The sequence below is a fragment of the Pseudarthrobacter sp. NIBRBAC000502772 genome, assembly GCF_006517235.1.
GTDB lineage: Bacteria > Actinomycetota > Actinomycetes > Actinomycetales > Micrococcaceae > Arthrobacter.
In genome coordinates this window covers 3,560,219-3,579,438 of sequence record NZ_CP041188.1, presented here as the reverse complement: position 1 = coordinate 3,579,438, position 19,220 = coordinate 3,560,219, and the positions used below count along the sequence as shown (strand labels likewise).

General features: G+C 64.5%; 21 protein-coding genes and 1 other RNA gene. 14 read left to right on the top strand and 8 right to left on the bottom strand.

All coding sequences use genetic code 11. From position 1 onward, the window contains the following. Window positions 1-16: 16 nt before the first annotated feature. Window positions 17-2,449 carry a GH25 family lysozyme gene (locus NIBR502772_RS16570; RefSeq protein WP_371706689.1) on the bottom strand — a complete coding sequence of 811 codons (2,433 nt, stop codon included), beginning with the start codon at window positions 2,447-2,449 and terminating at the stop codon, window positions 17-19. A gap of 752 nt (window positions 2,450-3,201) precedes the next feature. Here NIBR502772_RS16570 and NIBR502772_RS16565 point away from each other — a divergent pair. The 14 genes from NIBR502772_RS16565 to NIBR502772_RS16500 all read left to right on the top strand — a co-directional run bounded on the left by NIBR502772_RS16565 (window position 3,202) and on the right by NIBR502772_RS16500 (window position 14,672). Further along, a complete protein-coding gene (locus tag NIBR502772_RS16565) occupies window positions 3,202-4,425 on the top strand; it encodes a CpaF family protein (protein WP_056343673.1) in 1,224 nt (407 codons plus the stop codon). Next, window positions 4,425-5,279, top strand: a complete 855-nt coding sequence (locus NIBR502772_RS16560) for a type II secretion system F family protein (protein WP_056343669.1) — start codon at window positions 4,425-4,427, stop codon at window positions 5,277-5,279. The genes NIBR502772_RS16565 and NIBR502772_RS16560 overlap by 1 nt, the downstream gene beginning before the upstream one ends. Continuing rightward, window positions 5,276-6,217, top strand: coding sequence for a type II secretion system F family protein (locus NIBR502772_RS16555; RefSeq protein ID WP_141141009.1), 942 nt, complete (start codon window positions 5,276-5,278; stop codon window positions 6,215-6,217). Before NIBR502772_RS16560 ends, NIBR502772_RS16555 begins: the two co-directional genes overlap by 4 nt. 81 nt (window positions 6,218-6,298) lie before the next feature. Then, window positions 6,299-6,568, top strand: coding sequence for a hypothetical protein (locus NIBR502772_RS16550; protein ID WP_141141008.1), 270 nt, complete (start codon window positions 6,299-6,301; stop codon window positions 6,566-6,568). Window positions 6,569-6,592: 24 nt separating this feature from the next. Then, entirely contained in the window at window positions 6,593-7,015 is a 423-nt protein-coding gene (locus NIBR502772_RS16545; RefSeq protein ID WP_141142114.1) for a TadE/TadG family type IV pilus assembly protein, read from the top strand. Beyond that, window positions 6,996-7,499: a hypothetical protein gene (locus tag NIBR502772_RS16540; protein WP_246848558.1), complete on the top strand. Its 504-nt coding sequence runs from the start codon at window positions 6,996-6,998 to the stop codon at window positions 7,497-7,499. Before NIBR502772_RS16545 ends, NIBR502772_RS16540 begins: the two co-directional genes overlap by 20 nt. A 64-nt stretch (window positions 7,500-7,563) precedes the next feature. Beyond that, complete coding sequence (locus NIBR502772_RS16535) at window positions 7,564-7,977, top strand: pilus assembly protein TadG-related protein (protein ID WP_141142113.1); 414 nt, start codon at window positions 7,564-7,566, stop codon at window positions 7,975-7,977. 63 nt (window positions 7,978-8,040) lie between these two features. Further along, window positions 8,041-9,159 carry a peptide chain release factor 2 gene (prfB, locus tag NIBR502772_RS16530; RefSeq protein WP_058931963.1) on the top strand — a complete coding sequence of 373 codons (1,119 nt, stop codon included), beginning with the start codon at window positions 8,041-8,043 and terminating at the stop codon, window positions 9,157-9,159. Window positions 9,160-9,334: 175 nt separating this feature from the next. Then, window positions 9,335-10,129 (top strand): cell division ATP-binding protein FtsE, encoded by a 795-nt coding sequence (ftsE, locus tag NIBR502772_RS16525; protein WP_141141007.1) that lies wholly within the window; start codon window positions 9,335-9,337, stop codon window positions 10,127-10,129. Then, window positions 10,126-11,040 carry a permease-like cell division protein FtsX gene (gene ftsX, locus NIBR502772_RS16520; RefSeq protein WP_104061128.1) on the top strand — a complete coding sequence of 305 codons (915 nt, stop codon included), beginning with the start codon at window positions 10,126-10,128 and terminating at the stop codon, window positions 11,038-11,040. The genes ftsE and ftsX overlap by 4 nt, the downstream gene beginning before the upstream one ends. A gap of 27 nt (window positions 11,041-11,067) precedes the next feature. Then, entirely contained in the window at window positions 11,068-12,474 is a 1,407-nt protein-coding gene (locus NIBR502772_RS16515; protein ID WP_141141006.1) for a M23 family metallopeptidase, read from the top strand. An 87-nt stretch (window positions 12,475-12,561) separates the two neighbouring features. Next, window positions 12,562-13,032, top strand: a complete 471-nt coding sequence (gene smpB, locus NIBR502772_RS16510; protein WP_056343258.1) for an SsrA-binding protein SmpB — start codon at window positions 12,562-12,564, stop codon at window positions 13,030-13,032. 87 nt (window positions 13,033-13,119) lie between these two features. Then, window positions 13,120-13,488: a transfer-messenger RNA gene (ssrA, locus tag NIBR502772_RS16505) on the top strand. A 203-nt stretch (window positions 13,489-13,691) separates the two neighbouring features. Further along, window positions 13,692-14,672, top strand: a complete 981-nt coding sequence (locus NIBR502772_RS16500) for a S1C family serine protease (RefSeq protein ID WP_141141005.1) — start codon at window positions 13,692-13,694, stop codon at window positions 14,670-14,672. Between the two features lie 4 nt (window positions 14,673-14,676). On the opposite strand, the gene NIBR502772_RS22470 is transcribed toward NIBR502772_RS16500, so the two are convergent. The 7 genes from NIBR502772_RS22470 to NIBR502772_RS16470 form a co-directional block, all read right to left on the bottom strand. Then, the gene (locus NIBR502772_RS22470; RefSeq protein WP_167349845.1) at window positions 14,677-14,814 is read right to left on the bottom strand and encodes a hypothetical protein; all 138 of its coding nucleotides are present in this window, start codon (window positions 14,812-14,814) and stop codon (window positions 14,677-14,679) included. 81 nt (window positions 14,815-14,895) lie between these two features. Further along, entirely contained in the window at window positions 14,896-15,264 is a 369-nt protein-coding gene (locus NIBR502772_RS16495; protein ID WP_056343264.1) for a hypothetical protein, read from the bottom strand. A gap of 43 nt (window positions 15,265-15,307) precedes the next feature. After that, complete coding sequence (locus NIBR502772_RS16490; protein ID WP_141142112.1) at window positions 15,308-15,703, bottom strand: CrcB family protein; 396 nt, start codon at window positions 15,701-15,703, stop codon at window positions 15,308-15,310. Continuing rightward, a complete protein-coding gene (locus NIBR502772_RS16485; RefSeq protein WP_141141004.1) occupies window positions 15,703-16,137 on the bottom strand; it encodes a CrcB family protein in 435 nt (144 codons plus the stop codon). Before NIBR502772_RS16485 ends, NIBR502772_RS16490 begins: the two co-directional genes overlap by 1 nt. After that, on the bottom strand, window positions 16,138-16,851 hold the full coding sequence (locus NIBR502772_RS16480; RefSeq protein ID WP_141141003.1) for a metal-dependent transcriptional regulator: 714 nt from the start codon (window positions 16,849-16,851) through the stop codon (window positions 16,138-16,140). A gap of 31 nt (window positions 16,852-16,882) precedes the next feature. Then, complete coding sequence (locus tag NIBR502772_RS16475; protein ID WP_141141002.1) at window positions 16,883-17,641, bottom strand: class I SAM-dependent methyltransferase; 759 nt, start codon at window positions 17,639-17,641, stop codon at window positions 16,883-16,885. Window positions 17,642-17,762: 121 nt separating this feature from the next. Then, window positions 17,763-19,202, bottom strand: coding sequence for an aminotransferase class V-fold PLP-dependent enzyme (locus tag NIBR502772_RS16470; protein WP_141141001.1), 1,440 nt, complete (start codon window positions 19,200-19,202; stop codon window positions 17,763-17,765). Between the last annotated feature and the right edge of the window lie 18 nt (window positions 19,203-19,220).

Genomic DNA, 19,220 nt, shown 5'->3' with positions numbered 1-19,220 from the left:
TTCCGGGTTTTTGGTTCTACGGCTTGATCTTCGCCCCGCCAAGCGCGGTCCATTCGATCCTGCCGCCCTGGAACGACTGAGTGCAGCTTTGCCCGTCGGTGCTGCATGTCTGGGGCGTCGTGGGATAGCGGAGAGCGCCGTTTTCGAACCCCTGCCCTGCCCAGGCCTGCTGGATTGGTCCTGGGATCAGTGGATGGGCTCCGCTCAAGGTGGACCACATGATCGTTCCCTTTTCGAAGTTCTGGAAGCAGCCTCCGTCACGCAGCCCGCATACGGATCCGCTGGTCGGATAGCCCAACGACCCGGACTCAAAACCAGACTGGGCCCAGCGCGCCTGAATCGGTGACGATGTCAGTAATTGCGCGCCGGTCTGCGGTGACCACATCACGGTTCCCTTTTCAAAGTTCTGGAAGCAGCCGCCGTTGCGCAGTCCGCAGATCTGTGCGCTGGCTGGATAGCCCAACGGGCCATTCTCGAAGCCGGACCGGACCCAGGCGTCCCGGATAGGACCAAAGTGCAAGGACTGCGCGCCGGTGGCTGGCGACCACATGACTGAACCGCCGAGGTAGTTCTGGAAGCAGCCGCTGTCCCGCAGCCCGCACAGGACGGTCGACGCCGGGTAGCCAAGCCGGCCGTTTTCGAAGCCCTCCCGCTGCCAAAGATCCCGGATCGGTCCCGTGAGACTGGGGTGCGCGCCGCTTGACGGTGAATGCATCAGCGCGCCCTTGGCGAACATCTGGAAGCAGCCGTCGTTGGTCAAACCGCAGTACTTGGGGGACGTGGGGTAGCCAAGGGAACCTGTGACGGAACCGTACGTGTTCCACCCGTCGCGCATTGCACCGGCGGACACCGTTTGAATCGGTGTAGAAGCTGAGTACGTCACCGAGCCATGTTCGAATGCTTGCAGACATCCGCTGTCGGGAAGGCTGCACACTGGAAAGGACGTCGGGTATCCCAGCGAGCCGTTCTCAAAGCCTGATTTTTGCCAGGCGTCCAGAATCCGCCCTGTGACGGGAAACGCACCAGTTGCAGGTGAGAAGAGTAGGACGCCGCCCTGGAAAAGTTGGAAGCAGCCGCCGCCGCGGATGCCGCAGACCTCGGTACCGACCGGGAAACCGATGGCCACGGACTGTGAACGGGCTGACTTCCATGAGTCGGCCATGCCCATGAAGACGGGCCAAGCTCCTGAAGCAGCGGTCCACGCCACCACTCCACCCAGAAAGTTCTGCGTACACCCCGAAGCGTCGCAGGTGGCGTCGGCAGTGGGGTAGCCGAGGAGCCCGTTCTCATATCCGGCGCGGGACCAAGCGTCAAGGATCGGCCCGGACTTTACAAGTTGGGCCCCGCTGGCACCGCTTGAGAGGACCGAACCTGCCTGGAACAACTGGAAGCAGCCGGAGAGGCGAAGGCCGCACGTTGTGTTGTTGGTTGGATAACCGAGAGGGCCGTTTTCGTACCCGTTCTTGGCCCAGTAGTCGCGAATCGCGCCGGGTTGAATCAAGGCAGCGCCAGAGGTCGAGGACGAAAGAATGCTCCCGCCCTGGAAGTTCTGGAAGCAGCCATTGTCTTTCAAACCACAGGTAACCTCGCTGGTTGGATAACCCGCCGCACCGCCTTCGGCCCCCGCGGCCTGCCAGGCTGCGGCGATGGGCCCAGCGGTCACTGCGAACGCTCCGGAGGAGTTGGACCACATGACTGTTCCGCCCTGGAAGCCCTGATAGCAGCCACCATTCGCAAGGCCGCAGACGATGGGAGTGGTCGAACTGCCCAATCCAGGATGGGAGGTTCGGTAAGCACCGATCTGCTGGGTTGCCGCAGGCGGAGTACCGCTCCCAGCGAACAATCGCAGGCTGTTATAGTCCCCGTTCCACACATTTGAGTCGCCAGCGAACGGCCCGGTGCTGCTGTACTGCCAGATGCTGTAGGTACTCCAACTTGAAGGCACAGGACCGGCGTTGTTCGTCGGTGAACTCGGGTAGGCCGCAACCCACAATGGGGAATCCCCGAATCCTGCAGGATCGCCCAGGCACTGACGCCACCACGAAGTATTGGTATAGATAGCAGGCAGGCGGCCCGTCAGCGACAGCATTGTGTTGCCGAAGTCGCGGACCCATGAACCCAACTGAGCTGGCGACATGCCGTAACACGTGTTGCCGAAATAGAAACCGTTGATTGTCCGGCCCTCATAGGGGTTGAACTCAAAGTCCAGCACTGGGGGCAATGTGTATCCGTCGGCGGTCCAGCCTCCACCGTTCTGCACGAAGTAACGGGCCTGGTCTGCGCCTGAGGACCAGTTGGGGATAGCGAAGTGGTATGCCCCGCGGATCATGCCGACATTCCGCGAGCCCTGGTATTGCGAAGCGTAGGTGGGGCTCGTGTAGTAATTTCCTTCGCTCGCCTTCACATAGGCGAACCTCGCACCCATGTTCCACTGCTGCTGCCAGTCCACGCTGGGCTGGTGGCTGCTGACGTCGAGTCCTTGGACGCCAAACGTCGGCATCCACGTGGCTTCGGTTCCGAGGGCCTCGGTGCTGAGCTTCTTGAAGCTTGTGCTCGAGGATGACGCTGTCACTCGGGCGGAACGCTGTCCCATCTCTGCGCCGCCGGGACCCGCGGCCTCAGCCATTGCGGCTTTCGCGGTGGCGGACTCAGCGTTCGGTGCGGCGGTTGCCTCTGAACTCTCAGCAACCGTCGGCGCCGCCGAAGGAGCAGCGGTGGCCGTCGCTGTCGTTAAAGGGGCCGTCGTTGTCTCTATCGGAGCCGGGCTGGGCGATGCTGTTGCGCTTGATTCCGGCGTGGGCGTCGGGCTAGGTTCAACAGCGAAAGCGACGCCCACTAGTCCGGGGCCCGCCACCAGAGCGGCAGCCAAGACTGCTGTCCCGAAGACTTGCAGGAGGGGACGATGATTGTTGGGCTGGTTCCGCTTCATTTTGGCTCCGGAGACAATGAGGCGCGAACTTAAGCGCGTCACTAGTGGGTTGCAATTCAGGAGACGCTGAACTGGTTGTATCGAGACTTAACGCGCCTACCCTAACACCGCAGTGTCTGTAGTAACCAGAGTTTCCGCTGTTGCCAATGTGAAAGATGCGTCACTGTTATCCACAGGCCGCCTCATGTGACTTGGCGGCGTGGTGTAGCGTCCCTAGGCTGTACCCAGTTGAACTGCCTCCGCCGGGGGCGGCAGTTGTATTGGGGAACAACTTGGACGCTGTGCGAATCGTGGAAGATGAAGTCCGCGAGCTGATCCGCCGTCGGGGTCTTGATCCGCTGCGGCAGGCGGGCGAGGTCCGTCGTCTCGTCGAGGCGGCTGTCAGCGACTACGACGAACGGGCCCTGATGGGGCCGCTCCCTCCGATTGGTCCGCTGGAGGCCGCACGCAGGTTTGTCTTTGACGCGGTGGCCGGCTTCGGTGTCCTCCAGCCGCTGCTGGACGATCCGACCATCGAGGAAGTCTGGATCAACGCGCCCAACGAAATCTACGTCGCCAGGAACGGCGAGTCGGAACTGACCTCACTCAGCCTCACGGACCAGCAGGTCCGCGATCTCGTGGAACGCATGTTGAAGAGTTCCGGCCGCCGCCTGGACATGTCATCGCCCTTCGTGGACGCAGCCTTGCCTGATGGTTCGAGACTCCACGTAGTTATTCCAGATGTCACCCGCAGGCACTGGGCCGTGAATATTCGCAAGTTCGTGGTGAAGGCCAGCCGCCTGGAGCACCTGGTCGAGCTTGGAACCCTGACACCTCAGTCTGCCCGTTTCCTCGGTGCAGCGGTGTCCAGCGGACTGAACATCCTCGTGTCGGGCTCAACCCAGGCGGGCAAGACCACCATGCTCAACTGCCTGGCCGCGAGCATCGGCAGCCGTGAGCGCGTCATTACGGTCGAGGAAATCTTCGAACTTCAGTTCCCGCTCAGGGACGTCGTCGGACTCCAATGCAGGCAGCCTAACCTCGAAGGCGAAGGCGAGATCCCACTGCGCAGGCTTGTAAAGGAAGCCCTCCGGATGCGCCCGGACAGACTCGTGGTGGGAGAGGTACGGGAAGCGGAAAGCCTGGACATGCTGATCGCCTTAAACAGTGGACTTCCGGGGATGTGCACCGTCCATGCAAACTCAGCCCACGACGCTGTGACCAAGATCTGCACCCTTCCGCTACTCGCCGGTGAAAATATCTCGTCTGCCTTCGTTGTCCCCACTGTGGCATCCTGCATCGACCTCGTGGTCCACTGCAGCCGGCACGCCAACGGCCGCCGCCAAGTAACCGAGATCCTTTCCCTCGGCCGGCGAGTGGAAAACGGCATCATCGAATCCTCCATGGTTTTCGCCATGGAGGACGGCCAGCTGCAGCCGCGGGCCAACTCCATGCCCGCGGCGGAGAAGTTTTCCCGGGCAGGGTACGACGTCGCGGCGCTGCTGGAGCCGCGCTGATGGCGCCTCTGGTAGGGGTGCTTGCGGGCGCCGGGCTCTTCCTGATCTGGTGGTCGTTCTGGGAAAAGCCGGCAGCGCTGAAGCGCCGCCCGCGGGTCAGCCGCCTCGAGGACCTGCTGGCGTCCGCCGGAATCGAAAAGGTCACCGGGACGGGCCTCGTCGCGTCGTGCCTGGGACTGGGCATATTTGTGGCTCTCATCCTCTTTGTCGTCAGCCGGTCATGGCCTATATCCGTCTGCTTCGGACTCTTCGGCGCGTGGTTGCCCGTCAGCATTGTCCGGTGGCGGGCGAACAGGAGAACCGCTGTCCTACGCCAGCTCTGGCCGGACGTGGTGGACCACCTGCGCTCGGCCATCCGCGCCGGGCTTTCACTGCCGGAGGCCCTGATCCAGCTGGGGGAGAAAGGCCCCGAGGAGCTTCGGCATGTTTTCCGGGACTTCGGTGCCGACTACCGCGCGGGCGGGCAATTCGATGCATCTCTTAATAAACTCAAGGACCGACTGGCGGACCCGGTGGCGGACCGGATCGTCGAGGCACTCAGGCTGACCCGTGAAGTGGGCGGTTCGGACCTGGGGAAACTGTTGGGCACCCTTGCGGAATTTCTCCGGGAAAATGCGCGGACACGCAGCGAGCTCGAGGCCCGGCAGTCCTGGACTGTCAACGCCGCCAGGCTCGCGGTTGCCGCTCCCTGGATCGTTATGCTCCTCCTGGCCACCAGGCCTGAAGCCGTGAACGCTTACAACACGCCCATGGGAGCCGGCGTCCTCCTTGGCGGGCTCGTGGTGTCGCTGGTCTGCTACTCCATCATGCTCCGCATCGGCGCCCTTCCGCAGGACGAACGGGTGCTGCGATGAACGGGATCTCGGCGGCTGCGATTGTGTGCGGCATCGTCCTCGGGACGGGCCTGTGGCTACTCTTCGTCCGGTTGCCCTTTATGCGGCCGCTCACATTCGTCGAACGCATCGATCCGCAGCTGAAATCGCAAAACCTTGAATCGCGGTTGCTGCGGGCCAGCGGACAGAACGCCACGCCATTCGGACCGTTGGAACGGATCGTGCGTCCCCTGCTCCACGACGGACTCGCAGTCTTGGGGAAGCTGAACCTCGGGTCCAAGGCGCTGACCCGCAGGCTCGCCCAAGCCGGCATCAACAAATCACCCATAGATTTCCGGGCCGAACAGCTCCTCTGGGCCGCCGCTGGATTCGCCGCCGCCGTGGCCGCGGTGGTGCTGGGCGCGGTGGCCGGCCGGTTCAGTCCGTTCCTCGCGGTTGTGGCCGTCCTCGGAAGCGCGCTCGGCGGCTTTCTCTTCCGTGACTTCTGGCTGGGCGTCCAGATCAGCAGGCGGGAATCCCGGATGATGGCGGAGTTTCCCAGTCTTGCCGAGCTCATGGCCCTGGCTGTCGGTGCCGGTGAAAGTGCCACTGGTGCACTGGACCGCGTCTGTCGCAGTGCCAGTGGCGAGCTGGCCAAGGAGTTTTCAAAGATTCTTGCTGAGACCAGAGCGGGGAAACCGCTGGTGGAAGCGCTCCAGGAGTTTTCCTCGCGGACAGATCTGGGGCCGCTCGTCAGATTTGTCGACGGAATCATCGTCGCGGTCGAGCGGGGCACACCCTTGGCAGATGTGCTGAGGGCTCAGGCCCAGGACGTCCGGGACACCGCAAAACGGGACCTCATGGAATCGGCCGGCAAGAAAGAAATCGCCATGATGGTTCCTTTGGTCTTTGGTGTCCTCCCCCTAACAGTGGTTTTCGCGGTGTTCCCCGGCATCGCGGCCATCAGCCTCGGACTTTAGCCATGAGCATGGCCAAGCCGTCACATCCCCTAACCGCCACATGACTTACACCGCGTCATTTACACAATGAATGGGACCGAAATGAAAAACCTGGGAATCTCGAGCAGCCTGCTGCTCCTCGCTTTGCTGGCCGGCCTGTGGGCACGGACCAATGAATCTGTGTCAGGCCGCCTGAGGTACGCCGCGACAGATCCCGACGCGCCGGCCCAAGACCACCCGGAACGTGGCGACGTACCCGGTTGGGTGATGATCACCTTAATGTCAGCAGTCTTGGTGGCGGCGTTGCTGGCTCTCGCCGGCCCGGCCCTCGAAACGATGTTCAACCAGGCCATGGACAAGGTCGGAAAGTAAGTCATGCTGGGCGCCAGCCAGTGCATGCCCAGCCGGGAACCGTGCCGGTCCCGGATCGGCGCTGAGCCGGGCTGGCGCGAGGAAGAACGCGGTTCTGCCGTCGTGGACTTCGTCCTCGTGGGCGGCCTGCTCACCATGTTTTTTCTGGCGATAATCCAGCTGACCCTGGTCCTGCACGTACGCAACACACTGATCGACGCGGCAGCCTCAGGGGCGCGGTATGGAACCCTCGCAGACCGGGGAGCGTCAGATGCCCAGGAACGGGCGGCGACGCTCATCGAGACTTCCCTGAACGCTGACTTCGCGCAGGACATCACCACTGCCGAAGTGATGTTCCAGGGCCTGCGGACCCTCGAAGTGACCATCAAGGCTCCCATGCCCGTCATCGGGCTGATCGGCCCCCGGGACCTGCTGGAGGTGCAAGGCCATGCCGCAATCCAGCCCTAACGGATTCCGGGGCCGAACGGATATCAGGGCCCGCCTCAAGAACAGGTTCAGCGAGGCGCTCCGCAACGAGTACAGGGAAGAGGGGAGCGCCGTGGTCGAATTCACCTTCCTCGCGCTGCTCCTGATGGTCCCATTGGTCTACTTCATCATCACCGTGGGCCAGATCCAGGGTGGGTCCTTCGCCGTGGTCGGCGCCGCCGACCAGGCCGCGAAGGTGTTCGTCGCCCAACCGGATGCAGAGTCTGCCCAGGCTGCCGCCGAACAGGCAGCCCTCATCGCCCTCGCGGACTTCGGCCACGATGCCGGGCAGGCACGCGTATCCACACGCTGCGACCCTGCCGACTGCCAGGCTGCGGGCACGGCCATCACCGTGACGGTCAACCTCACCGTCCCGCTGCCCTTCGTGCCATTCAACGAGGACTTCAGGCTCAAGGCCAGCGAAGTTGAAGCCTCGTCCACGCAACTGGTGGGCAGGTTCCGGTGACCCAAAGGTGACGCACAAAGCGATCCCCGAAGCCACGGCCGGCGATCCAGGTGAGGGTGGCCAGATGATCGTCATGATCATCGGTTACGTCGCGCTGGCCCTCCTGGTGGTCACAGTGGTCATCGGCATCTCCAGTGTCTACCTCGAACACAAGCGGCTGTTGTCCCTGGCCGACGGCGCCTCGCTGGCCGCCGCCGACAGCTACACGTTGGGCGAGGTCGGGGGAGAGGGCGGGAGCCCCTCAGCCGTACTGGGCCCTGGACGCGTCCGCAGCGTTGCGGCCGACTTTATCGCCCGGAGCCCGTCGTCGGCCCGGTTCGACGGGTTAGCCGTTTCAGCGGCGACCGGCAGCCCTGACGGGTCCACCGCCGTCGTGGTTCTCAGCGCTGTTGTCCACCCGCCGATGGTGAACTTCCTGGTGCCTGCTGGCATCAGAATTGAAGCGGCCTCCACGGCCCGTTCCCGGCTCACGCGCTGACCGGAAGCGGAGAAGCCAGGAGAAGTCCGGCACTCCGGCCGGATAGCGTAGGCTTAAACAACCATGGCCAATATTGATTTTTCCGCAGAAATCCGCGCTCTTCGCGCCACCTACACCTCCATCGAGCGAGTCAGCGATGTTGAGGCTCTGAAGGAAGACATCGCCGAACTGAGCGAACGCGCCGGCGAGCCGGACCTGTGGGATGACCCCGCCGCGGCGCAGAAGATCACCTCCCGCCTGTCGCACCGCCAGTCCGAGCTGGAGCGGCTGAACCGGCTGGTATCGCGGATCGATGACCTGGAAGTGCTGGTGGAGCTTGGCCAGGACGAGGATGACGCCGATTCCATGGGCGAAGCTGCAACCGAACTGGAGTCCATCAGGAAATCCCTGAAGGAACTCGAAGTAGTGACGCTGCTTTCCGGAGAGTACGACGAACGTGAAGCCGTGGTGTCCATCAGGGCCGGGGCCGGCGGCGTGGACGCCGCAGACTTCGCCGAAATGCTCATGCGTATGTACCTTCGCTGGGCCGAACGCCACGGGTACCCCACCACAGTCATGGACACCTCGTACGCCGAGGAGGCGGGACTGAAGTCCGCAACGTTCGAAGTCAAGGCACCGTATGCGTTCGGCACGCTCAGCGTCGAAGCCGGAACCCACCGCCTGGTGCGGATCAGCCCGTTCGACAACCAGGGCCGCCGCCAGACGTCCTTCGCCGCCGTCGAGGTCATTCCGCTCATCGAATCAACGGACTCCATCGACATACCGGACAACGAGATCCGTGTGGACGTGTTCAGGTCCTCCGGTCCCGGCGGGCAGTCGGTTAACACCACCGACTCCGCCGTCCGGCTGACCCACATCCCCACCGGCACCGTGGTGTCCATGCAGAACGAAAAGTCGCAGCTCCAGAACCGGGCAGCAGCCCTGCGTGTTTTGCAGTCCCGGCTGCTTCTCCTGAAGAAGGAGCAGGAGGACGCTGAAAAGAAGGCGTTCGCCGGCGATGTCAAGGCATCCTGGGGCGATCAGATGCGCTCCTACGTCCTGAACCCGTACCAGATGGTCAAGGACCTCAGGACCGAACACGAGGTAGGCAACACCTCCGCCGTGTTCGACGGCGAAATTGACGACTTCATCGACGCCGGGATCCGCTGGCGCACCGACAACCGGAACGCCGAGAAGTCGTAGCTGCTGTGCCTACCCGGTAGGCCTGATCGCGCGACACACCCCCGAAGCCCCCGAAAACCGGCCAAAAGCCTGCGTATAGTCGAGGAGCCGGAGCTCTACTTCCCCCAAACGAATGCCCGTGCGCCGGCTGCAGATCTGGGCTGTATCAGCCGTGCCCTGCAGGGTACTTAGGGCCATGATCCGATTCGAAAATGTCACCAAGGTCTACGACCATACGGCCCGGCCTGCGCTGGACGATGTCAGCCTTGAGATTGACCGTGGTGAATTTGCCTTCCTCGTCGGCGCTTCCGGATCCGGAAAGTCCACCTTCCTGCGGCTGGTACTGAAGGAAGACCGGGCCTCCTCGGGCGCCGTGTACGTCGCCGGGCAAAACGTCGCGAAGATCTCCAGCTGGCGCGTGCCCAGGCTCCGCCGCGGCATCGGCGTGGTCTTCCAGGACTTCCGGCTCCTTCCGCAGAAGAACGTGTTCGCCAACGTAGCCTTCGCGATGCAGGTCATTGGCAAGAGCCGCAGCGTCATCCGCGACACCGTCCCCGAAGTCCTGAAGACCGTGGGCCTGGAAGGCAAGGAAAACCGCCTTCCGCATGAGCTTTCCGGCGGCGAGCAGCAGCGTGTGGCCATCGCCCGTGCGGTAGTCAATCGCCCCGGCATCCTCCTCGCCGACGAACCCACCGGCAACCTGGACCCCACCACCTCCATGGGCATCATGGGCGTGCTGGACAAGATCAACCAGAACGGCACCACCGTGGTGATGGCCACGCACGACGACGACATTGTCAACGAGATGCGCAAACGGGTGGTGGAACTCAAGAACGGCGTCGTGATCCGCGACGAGGCCAAAGCTTTGTATACCTCCATGATCCCCGTGGTGGGCCAGTCCCGCCGGCTCAGGGACGCCAGCGGCCGGGACGAATCCCAGCCGCCCGTATCAGGGGAACGCAATCCGGGCGCAGGGGAGGAGCAGCGATGAGGCTCGCCTTTGTCCTCGGCGAAATCGGCAGCGGACTGCGCCGCAACGTTTCCATGGTGGTCTCGGTCATCCTGGTCACCTTTGTCTCACTGACGTTCGTCGGTGCCGCAGGCATGCTGCAGCTCCAGATCAACCAGATGAAGGGCTACTGGTACGACAAAGTCCAGGTTGCCATCTTCCTCTGCAGTGACGGTTCGACGGCGGCCGGTTGCGCCACCGGGCCGGTCACCCCGGAGCAGCAGGACAACCTGCAGACCCTGCTCGAATCACCCGCCGTGGCCCAATACGTCAACGATTTCCAGTTCGAGTCCAAGGAAGAGGCGTACAAGCACTTCAAGGACCAGTTCTCGAATTCTCCGATCGTGGATTCCGTCACGCCGGACCAGCTCCCTTCGTCCTTCCGGATCAACATGAAGGATCCGGAAAAGTACCAGATCATCAGCGAGACGTTCTCCTCGCAGCCGGGCGTCGAAACGGTCATTGACCAGCGCCAGCTGCTCGAGCGCCTCTTCTCGGCCATGAATGCCGCCTCCCTGGTTGCCGTCAGCATCGCCGGCGTGATGATTGTCTGTGCCATCCTCCTGATCGCCACCACCATCCGGCTCTCGGCCTTCAGCCGCCGCCGCGAGACCGGGATCATGCGCCTGGTGGGTGCGTCCAAGCTTGTCATCCAGCTGCCGTTCATCCTTGAAGGCGTGATTGCGGCGGTCATCGGCGCTGCCCTGGCATCCGGCACACTGTGGGCGGTGGCGCACTTCTTCCTGGGCGAGTACTTGTCCAAGCAGTATCCGGATACGGCGTTTATCTCGCCGGGCCAGACGCTCATTCTTGCGCCCGCCTTGCTGATCCTTGGCGGATCTTTGGCAGGAATTTCGTCGCTCTTGACCTTACGCAGATATTTGAAGGTCTAGGCTGTGCAAACCGAACAAGGAATCCTGATGACCGAATTGCACCGAACTGCGCCCCGGCACCGAGCCGAACGCCGGCGGCCTGCGGGCCGCCGCGCCGGCCTGATCAGCGGCGTCCTGGCCCTGCTCCTCGCCGCCAGCATGGGTGCGTCAGCCCCGGTGGCGCACGCCGATGAGCTCGATGACAAGCGTGCCGCCCTCGAAGCTGAGGCGGCCCGGGTTCAGCAGTCCCTGGAATTCGTGGACTCACGCATCGCGAAGGCCGCCGGCGACCTGGTGATCTATCAGGGCCAGCTGCCCGGCGCCCAGCAGGCACTGCTGGAGGCCCAAGGGCGCGTGGCCAGTGCGGTCAAGGAAGTCGAAGCGCTGACGGCGCGCGTTGACCTTGCTCAGCAGAACAAAGCCAAAATCACCCAGCAGCTTGAGGCTGACAAGCAGAAGATCGCGGACACCAAGAAGCTGATCGGCCAGATCGCCACCCAGGCCTACAAGTCCGGCGGCGTCCCGTCGAACCTGACCCTGTTCTTCGGGGCAAACAACGGCGGTAGCCTGACCGACACCATGGACCTCGCGGACCAGGCCATGCGCAGCCAGAACGCCGCCATGGACAAGCTGTCCCAGCAAAGCGCCACCAACGTGAATTCGCAGGCCCGGCTCGAAGCCGTTGAGGAGGAGATCAGGGACCTCAAAGCGAAAGCAGATGCCGCTTTGGAGCGGGAGAAGGCTGCCCGTGACGAGGCGGCCGCCAAGAAGGCCCAGGTTGACCAGCTGATCGCCGACACCGTGCGCCTTGATGCCGAACTCCAGGCAGCGAAACCTGGTATCCAGTCTCAGATGGCGGCGGTTGCAGCAAGCCAGAACTCCGTTGCCAACGAAATCGCCGAACGTGACCGCAGGCTCCGGGAGGCCTGGGAGGCCGAACAGCGCCGGCTCGCGGAGGCGGCCGCTGCCGCCGCACGGGCGCAGGGCCAGGCCGAGCAGCCGTACGCCCCGGTGACCGGATCGCCGTCGGCCTTTGGCCTGCGGCACCCGTTCTCCGGTGACGTTCCGATCACCTCCGGCTTCGGCTGGCGGTCAACCCCGCCGGGAACCATCGATTTCTACGGGCAGGGCGGATATGTCCACACCGGCATTGACTTCGGCGCGGCCTGCGGCACGCCCGTCTACGCCGCGGCGGCCGGCGAGGTGTTCTCCTCAGGCTGGAGTTCCGCCGATGGCGGCGGCTGGCGGGTGAAGCTGTCCCACGGTGTGGTGCAGGGCAACTCCCTGACCACGATCGTCTACCACAACAGCAGCGTCGTGGTCTCCAATGGCCAGCAGGTTTCCCAGGGGCAGCTCATCGCCTACTCGGGCAACACCGGCAACTCCACCGGATGCCACGCGCACTTTGAAACCTGGCTCAACGGGGCTGCCGTTGACCCGATGCGGCTGCTGTAACGCCTGTCCGCGCCTGCCGTACACTGGTATGACTCCGCGCCGGAACGGCCGGAGCCAACCAGGATCCACGAACTGAGGAGTTCCACCGTGCCCAAAGAAAGTGGCCGTAAAGTTGTGGCCACCAACCGCAAGGCCCGGCATGACTACCACGTGCTGGATACCTACGAGGCCGGCATCGCCCTGATGGGGACCGAGGTCAAGTCCCTGCGCGAAGGCCACGCCTCCATGGTGGACGGCTTCTGCACGTTCTACAACGACGAGCTGTGGATGGAGGGCATCCATATCCCCGAGTACAACCAGGGGAGCTGGACCAACCACTCCGCACGCCGCCGTCGGAAGCTGTTGCTGCACCGTGAGGAGCTCAACAAGATCTCCGTGAAGATCCGGGAGTCCGGCTTCACGGTGGTGCCGCTGCAGCTGTACTTCCTCGATGGCCGGGCCAAGGTGGAGATCGGTGTCGCACGCGGTAAGCGGGAGTACGACAAGCGCCAGACCCTGCGTGAGCAGCAGGACAACCGCGAAGCCCTTCGCGAGGTCCGGGAACGCAACCGCCGGTAGGAATGATTTCCGCCGGGCATGCGTTATGATAGATAGTCCGGCAGGGATTTGTGCGTGCACAGCCCAGCCGGTTTGAAAACAAAATACGGGGATGATCGGTTTCGACGATGTTAGTCGCGACAGGTGAAGCGGGCCGAGGATGCAGAATTATCTCGTAAACGCTGTCTGCAAACCAATAAGTGCCAAATCAAACCGCACTGACTTCGCTCTCGCTGCCTAAGCAGTAAGACAGTCCGTCAGCCCGAGGTTGCTATTGCCCCGGATCCTGGCGTCATTTAGATAGCCACTGCTGCTTGCCTCCGTCATCGGGGCAAACGGGACTCTTAGATGACTGGGCCCGGATCAGCCACCTGTTTGCAGGAGGGCTGGGGCCGAGAAAGTCCGACGCAAACTGCGCCCGGAGAAGCCCTGTTAACACAACATCGGACGGGGGTTCAATTCCCCCCATCTCCACATTTTGAATGTCGCAAGACATTGCCAGAAGGCCCGGACCCCGCGTCCGGGTCTTCTGGCATTTAAGCGCCGTGTTGAGTGCCCTGTTCACCCACGGCGTAGCCGTTCCGGGACTACCGGGCGCCACCGCGTGGTTGTCCCCAATAAGCTCCGGCGCAGCAGCAGGTCTGGAAGCCGGGGCAGCAACGCAAGCCAGGAGGTGTGCCATGGACCAGGCGCGGGAACCCAATGCTGCAGCGGCCGACGACGGTCCGCTGGACTCGTATTCGGAGACAGTCATGCGCGTGGCTGAGACGGTCACCCCGCATGTTGCGGCCATTGAAATGACCGGCAACCGCCGTAACGGCCGGTTCCGCATGGGTGCAGGCTCGGCGGTGCTCTTCACTGAAGACGGCTACCTGCTCACCAATTCGCATGTGGTGGCCGGCACCCATCAAGGCCATGCCGCCTTTGCTGACGGCAGCCGGACCGACATTGAACTGGTGGGGGCGGATCCTTTGTCCGACCTCGCGGTGGTCCACGGCAGGGCACCGAAAGTGGCCCCGGCGCAGTTCGGCGATGCCGAGACGTTGCGGGTGGGCCAGCTGGTCATTGCGGTGGGAAATCCGCTGGGCTTGGCCGGATCAGTTACAGCGGGTGTGGTCAGCGGCCTGGGCCGTGCCATTCCGGTGTGGTCCAGCGGCAACCGGCGCGTGATCGAGGACGTCATCCAGACCGACGCAGCACTCAATGCCGGCAGTTCCGGCGGAGCACTGGCCGATACGCACGGCCGCATCGTGGGAATTAACACCGCAGTGGCCGGAGCGGGGCTGGGCCTGGCCGTGCCGATCAACACCACCACGCGGCGCATCATCTCAGCGCTGCTGAAGGACGGCCGTGTCAGGCGGGCTTATCTCGGCGTGGTCAGCACACCTTTCCGGCTCAATGCCAGCGCAGTGATCAGGACGGGACAACGGGACGGGCTGCGCGTGGTGGAGGTTCTGGCCGGTTCGCCGGCAGACCGCGGGGGCCTGCGCGCGGGTGACGTCATCCTGACAGCCGGAAGCCGCCCCGTCAGCAACGCCGAGAGCCTGCAGAAGCTGCTGTTCGCCGATGCGATCGGCCAGCCGCTGCCGATTCGAGTGCTGAGGGACGGCCAGGAAGTGGACATTGTGGCAGTGCCCGAAGAGATGGCCGGGAACGGGTAACCCGCTACCGGCGCTTCTTCAGGTGCGCTACCGGGTCCTGCGGGCCTTCAACCGGGCTCTTGGCCTTCTTTTCCGCGCGTTTTTCCTTGATGGTTTTGACAGGCTTCTTGTGCAGCTGCTGGTGTGGTGACTTGTCCGGCATGGCATTCTCCTTACGACGTGGGACGGGCTGCGTCCCACTTCGTAAAATACGCCTGTTCAGCCCCGAATGTAATGGCCCGAATCAGTCCGGAACTGCAACGTCCGCGATGCCCACGAAACGGGTCCCGACACCGTCGAACTCGCTCCTGATGAGGCCCGGCCGCAGTGGCGGCACCTCATCCGGGGCATGGTGCTCGCACACCACATATGTGAATTCCGGCCACCATTTTTTGGGCCGGGCCGCTTCCTCGTAGCCGCAGACGGCACATTCCAGGTGCACCCAGACCGGACGCTTGCCGGTCCGGTTGGCCCGCGACTGGATCAGCCATGCCGGTGGGTTGTCCAGGATTTCGCCCAGCTCCGCCTCGGTCAGTCGTTTCGGGATGCCATGGCGCTGGGCCATTTCCATCGGTACATCAAGGGCAATTGCCGCGTCGCGTCTGCTAATCATCAGAGTCAACGATACGGGACCGGGACAAACCTGTTTGAGTCCCTTACGACGCCAGTGCGATGCCCACAGCCGCCGCGGCAAATCCGGCGGCCAGGTTGGCGCCGATGTTCAGGGCGGCGGCACCGAACCGCGACTCGCTCAGGAGCCGCACCGTGGCGGTGGTCCAGGAGCTGAACGTGGTGAGCCCGCCCGCCAGGCCGGTGGCGACAGCGGTCTGCCACTCGGGGGCAAGGCCGAGCCGTCCGGTCATGCCGATGGACAGTCCGATGATCAGGCACCCGGTGACGTTGACGGTGAGCGTGGCCCACGGCCAGTGCCGCGGCCTACCGCTCGGGCTGACGGCCGTGCGGAGCCCCTCGCGGTGGGCGAACCAGCTGTCGACGGCGAAGCGCAGCAGGGCGCCCGCCATGCCGAACACTCCCACCAGGACAGCGCCCATCACCGCGCTGTCCCCGCCCGGTCACCCTGCAACCGGTCGTTGAGTAGCCGTCCGGTCCGCCAGCCACCGGCCGCGCCGCCCAGTCCCAGCAGCAGGGACAGCCCCAGGTAGGCGATCCACACGGGATGTTCGCCGGCCCTGGACAGTTGGTCACTCGAGAAAACGACTGCTGAGAACGTGGTGAACGAGCCCAGGAATCCGGGCCCCAGGCCGGCACGGAGCCAGAATGCCGTCTGCGGCCGGGCCATCCAGACCGTAGTGAGGGCAGCCAGCACAAAACTTCCGGTTACGTTGATTCCCAGGGTGGTCCAGGGCATTGCCCCCACGGTTTCCGGGAAGGCGAGTCCCAGCCCATACCGGAGTTCCGTTCCGGCCAGGCCGCCTGCCGCCACGGCCAGCCATGCCCGCCAGTGCGGAACGCGGGCGCTCGTCATTCAGCGGTCGCTGAGGGTGCAGCCGGTGTGGGGGTGGTCGCTGTGGACCCAGAGCGCCGCGGTGACTTCATCCGCGAGATCGTAGTCCCGCTTCCTGCCGGCGTTGCTGATCCGCACCACCAGCGCTCCGCCAAACGGCTTACGGCCCACTACCTCCACCTCGTCGTCGAGGTCAATTTCCTCGGCCGAAAGATACCGCAGCAGATCAGGGTTCTCGTCGCTGATGCGCGTGATCCGGCCGGTGTGTCCGGGATCGAGTTCGCCGAGCAGATGAGCTGCTGGCAGCAGCACCGTGCCGTCCGCGGAAGGGATCGGGTCACCGTGCGGGTCGCGTTGCGGGTTGCCCAGCTTTGCCGACATGCGCTCAATAAACGTGTCCGACACCGCGTGCTCCAGCAGTTCGGCTTCGTCGTGGACTTCGTCCCAGCTGTAACCGAGCTCCTGCACCAGGTAGGTCTCAATCAGCCGGTGCCGGCGCACCATGGACAATGCCAGCCGGACCCCGGAGTCTGTCAGGGTGATGGCGCTGTATGGCTTGTGGTCCACCAGGCCATGGTCCTTAAGCTTGCGGACCATCTCCGAGACCGAGGAATTGGCCACCCCCAGGCGCTGCGCGAGCTGGGAGGACGTGATGGGTTTGTCCTGCCACTCCGTGAAGCCGTAGATGACCTTGACGTAGTCCTCGATCGAGGAGGAGGGCGCGCTGGTCTTCACGTTTCCAAGCCTACCCGGTGGTCAGCGCCCGTCACGCCTTCGTGGCCCGCCACGTCAATGTCAGGTACGGCAGGCTGATCTCCTCGTCGGCGGCGTGCCCCAGATGTTCGTGCAGGTACCAGTCGAGGTTGGCGAGGACCTTGCCGCGCGTGGCTTCGCCGGCGCGCAGGTAGTAGCTGCGGGATTTCGTCAGTTCCATGATGTCCGCCGTGCTGAGGCTGTCCTCCCACCGCGTCACATGGCTCTCGAGGCCTTCAAACTCCGGCCCCACCACCGGGCGGAACCCGGGCTTGTAGACGTCGCCCGCGTGCATGATGCGGGACAACCGGTGCACCCACGGAACAGATGTGTCCAGCTGGTTCCAGATCAGCCCGAGCGTTCCGCCGGGCCGCAGGATCCGCGCCAGTTCGGTGCTCGCCGGCAGCGGATCGCACCAGTGCCAGGCCTGCGCCACGCTTACGACGTCGAACGAGGAGACAGCGAGTCCCGTCGCCTCTGCCGTCCCCTGCCTCGCGTCCGCCGCCGCGTAGTGGGCCCGCAGCTGTTCGAGCATGTCGGGCGACGGGTCCACGGCGGAAACCGCCAGGCTGCGTTCCAGCAGAAGAGCGGTGAACTTGCCGGTTCCGGCCCCCACGTCCACGGCGTCCGCGGCCCCGGCAGGGATCAGCCAGTCCGCTGAGTCGGCAGGGTAGCCAGGGCGTACGCGCTGGTAGTGTTCGCCGCCGTCCTGGAAACTCCGTCCGAGCTCCAGGCGGCGTCCGTGCTCAAGTCTGGGGCCACCCCGTGCCACGTGCGGCCTCCTTCAACTGTGCCCATCGGTATCCTTCGAATTTACCGCATGGGCCGCAGCCCCTGGGTCAGGCGGCGGTCAGGTGGCAGCCCGGTCAGGAACCAGGGGAGGAAAGCGTCAGTCAGTCGTCAAGGCACGGAGCCGCGCCGGCGGTGCCCGGGGTGTTGGGAGCCCAGTGAGGGTACGTGCGGGTGTCGTTGGCCGGAACCCAGCGGCCCGCGTCCACCACGTAGTCCCAGCCCAGGCCGGTCCGGCGGAGTTGCTCCAGGCCGGCAAGGAGCCGCTGGGCATCCTCCAGCCGTGAGCCCACGCCGAAGCTGGCCCGCAGGGAACCGGAGGGAAGGCCGAGGCGCTTGAGCAGCGGGTGCGCGCAGAAGCGGCCGTCCCGGAGGCCAACGCCATGCTCGGCCGACAGGTACGCGGCCACAAGCCCGGCGTCGTACCCTGCCACGGAGAAGTTCACCACGCCGATGGTGCCCGTTTCGGCGTCCGTGTCCGAGAAGATCTGGTGCACGGTGACGCCGTCGATCCTCCCGAGCCCTTCCACCAGGAATGACCTGATGGCCGCCTCGTGGGCGTGCCAGCGGTCGTGGTCCAGGGATGCGATGACCTGGGTGGCGCGGGCCAGGGTGGCCGCGCCGAGGACGTTGGGGGAGCCGCCCTCGTGCCGGGCCGGACCGGTGGCCCAGCTGACGCCGTCGAGCCTTGCCTCGCGGACGGCGCCGCCGCCGGCCAGGTGGGGCGTGCCGGCGTCGAGCCAGTCGGTGCGGCCCACCAGGACGCCGGAGCCGAAGGGCGCGTAGAGCTTGTGCCCGGAGAAGGCGAGGTAGTCGACGTCGTCGGTGCTGATATTGATGCGCCGGTGCGGTGCCAGCTGCGCGGCGTCCACCACGATCCGCGCCCCGTACTTATGGGCGAGGGCGGCCAGGGCCTTGATCGGGAGGATCTCGCCGGTGACGTTGGAGGCTCCCGTGACCGCGAGGAGGCTGACGTTGCCCTGCTCAAGTTCGGCGCGGAGGACCTCGAGGGTCCCCACGATGGTGTCCGCGGCGACGACGCTGCGGTGCGGGACTCCCTGCCACGGCAGGAGGTTGGCGTGGTGTTCGATGTCCAGGTAGAGGACATCGCCATTGGGCCGCCCGTCCGTCGCCGGCAGGCAACCCGCCAGCAGGTTCAGCGAGTCGGTGGTGTTCCGGGTGAAGATGACGGAGTCGTCCGGGCGTCCGCCCACAAAGTCGCGCACGATGTCCCGGGCGTTCTCATAGACGGAAGTGCTGATCTGCGATGCGTAGCCGGCGCCGCGATGGACGCTGGCGTAGAACGGCAGGATCTCGTTGAGGTAGGCCGACACCACGGAGAGGGCGGGAGCGGATGCGCCGTAGTCCAGGTTTGCGTACCGGATGTGGCCGCCCTGGATCAGCGGTGCCTGGATTTCCGCGCCGGTGACGGCAGAGAGGGGGCGGCCGGCAATGGCGGCGGCATCCCTGAACAACGCAGCGGCCTTGGCGGGGCCAGCGTTGCTGGGAGAAACAGTGCTGGGGGAGACGGTGGCAGTTGTCACGGAGACCTCACTCTAAAA

What these genes read in the sequence shown, in the direction of transcription:
- NIBR502772_RS16560 (WP_056343669.1), top strand. Translation starts at nt 4,425, where the DNA reads ATGGCGCCTCTGGTAGGGGTGCTTGCGGGCGCCGGGCTCTTCCTGATC.
- NIBR502772_RS16555 (WP_141141009.1), top strand. Translation starts at nt 5,276, where the DNA reads ATGAACGGGATCTCGGCGGCTGCGATTGTGTGCGGCATCGTCCTCGGG.
- NIBR502772_RS16550 (WP_141141008.1), top strand. Translation starts at nt 6,299, where the DNA reads ATGAAAAACCTGGGAATCTCGAGCAGCCTGCTGCTCCTCGCTTTGCTG.
- NIBR502772_RS16545 (WP_141142114.1), top strand. Translation starts at nt 6,593, where the DNA reads ATGCCCAGCCGGGAACCGTGCCGGTCCCGGATCGGCGCTGAGCCGGGC.
- NIBR502772_RS16540 (WP_246848558.1), top strand. Translation starts at nt 6,996, where the DNA reads ATGCCGCAATCCAGCCCTAACGGATTCCGGGGCCGAACGGATATCAGG.
- NIBR502772_RS16535 (WP_141142113.1), top strand. Translation starts at nt 7,564, where the DNA reads ATGATCGTCATGATCATCGGTTACGTCGCGCTGGCCCTCCTGGTGGTC.
- prfB (WP_058931963.1), top strand. Translation starts at nt 8,041, where the DNA reads ATGGCCAATATTGATTTTTCCGCAGAAATCCGCGCTCTTCGCGCCACC.
- ftsE (WP_141141007.1), top strand. Translation starts at nt 9,335, where the DNA reads ATGATCCGATTCGAAAATGTCACCAAGGTCTACGACCATACGGCCCGG.
- ftsX (WP_104061128.1), top strand. Translation starts at nt 10,126, where the DNA reads ATGAGGCTCGCCTTTGTCCTCGGCGAAATCGGCAGCGGACTGCGCCGC.
- NIBR502772_RS16515 (WP_141141006.1), top strand. Translation starts at nt 11,068, where the DNA reads ATGACCGAATTGCACCGAACTGCGCCCCGGCACCGAGCCGAACGCCGG.
- NIBR502772_RS16500 (WP_141141005.1), top strand. Translation starts at nt 13,692, where the DNA reads ATGGACCAGGCGCGGGAACCCAATGCTGCAGCGGCCGACGACGGTCCG.
- NIBR502772_RS22470 (WP_167349845.1), bottom strand. Translation starts at nt 14,814, where the DNA reads ATGCCGGACAAGTCACCACACCAGCAGCTGCACAAGAAGCCTGTCAAA.
- NIBR502772_RS16495 (WP_056343264.1), bottom strand. Translation starts at nt 15,264, where the DNA reads ATGATTAGCAGACGCGACGCGGCAATTGCCCTTGATGTACCGATGGAA.
- NIBR502772_RS16490 (WP_141142112.1), bottom strand. Translation starts at nt 15,703, where the DNA reads ATGGGCGCTGTCCTGGTGGGAGTGTTCGGCATGGCGGGCGCCCTGCTG.
- NIBR502772_RS16485 (WP_141141004.1), bottom strand. Translation starts at nt 16,137, where the DNA reads ATGACGAGCGCCCGCGTTCCGCACTGGCGGGCATGGCTGGCCGTGGCG.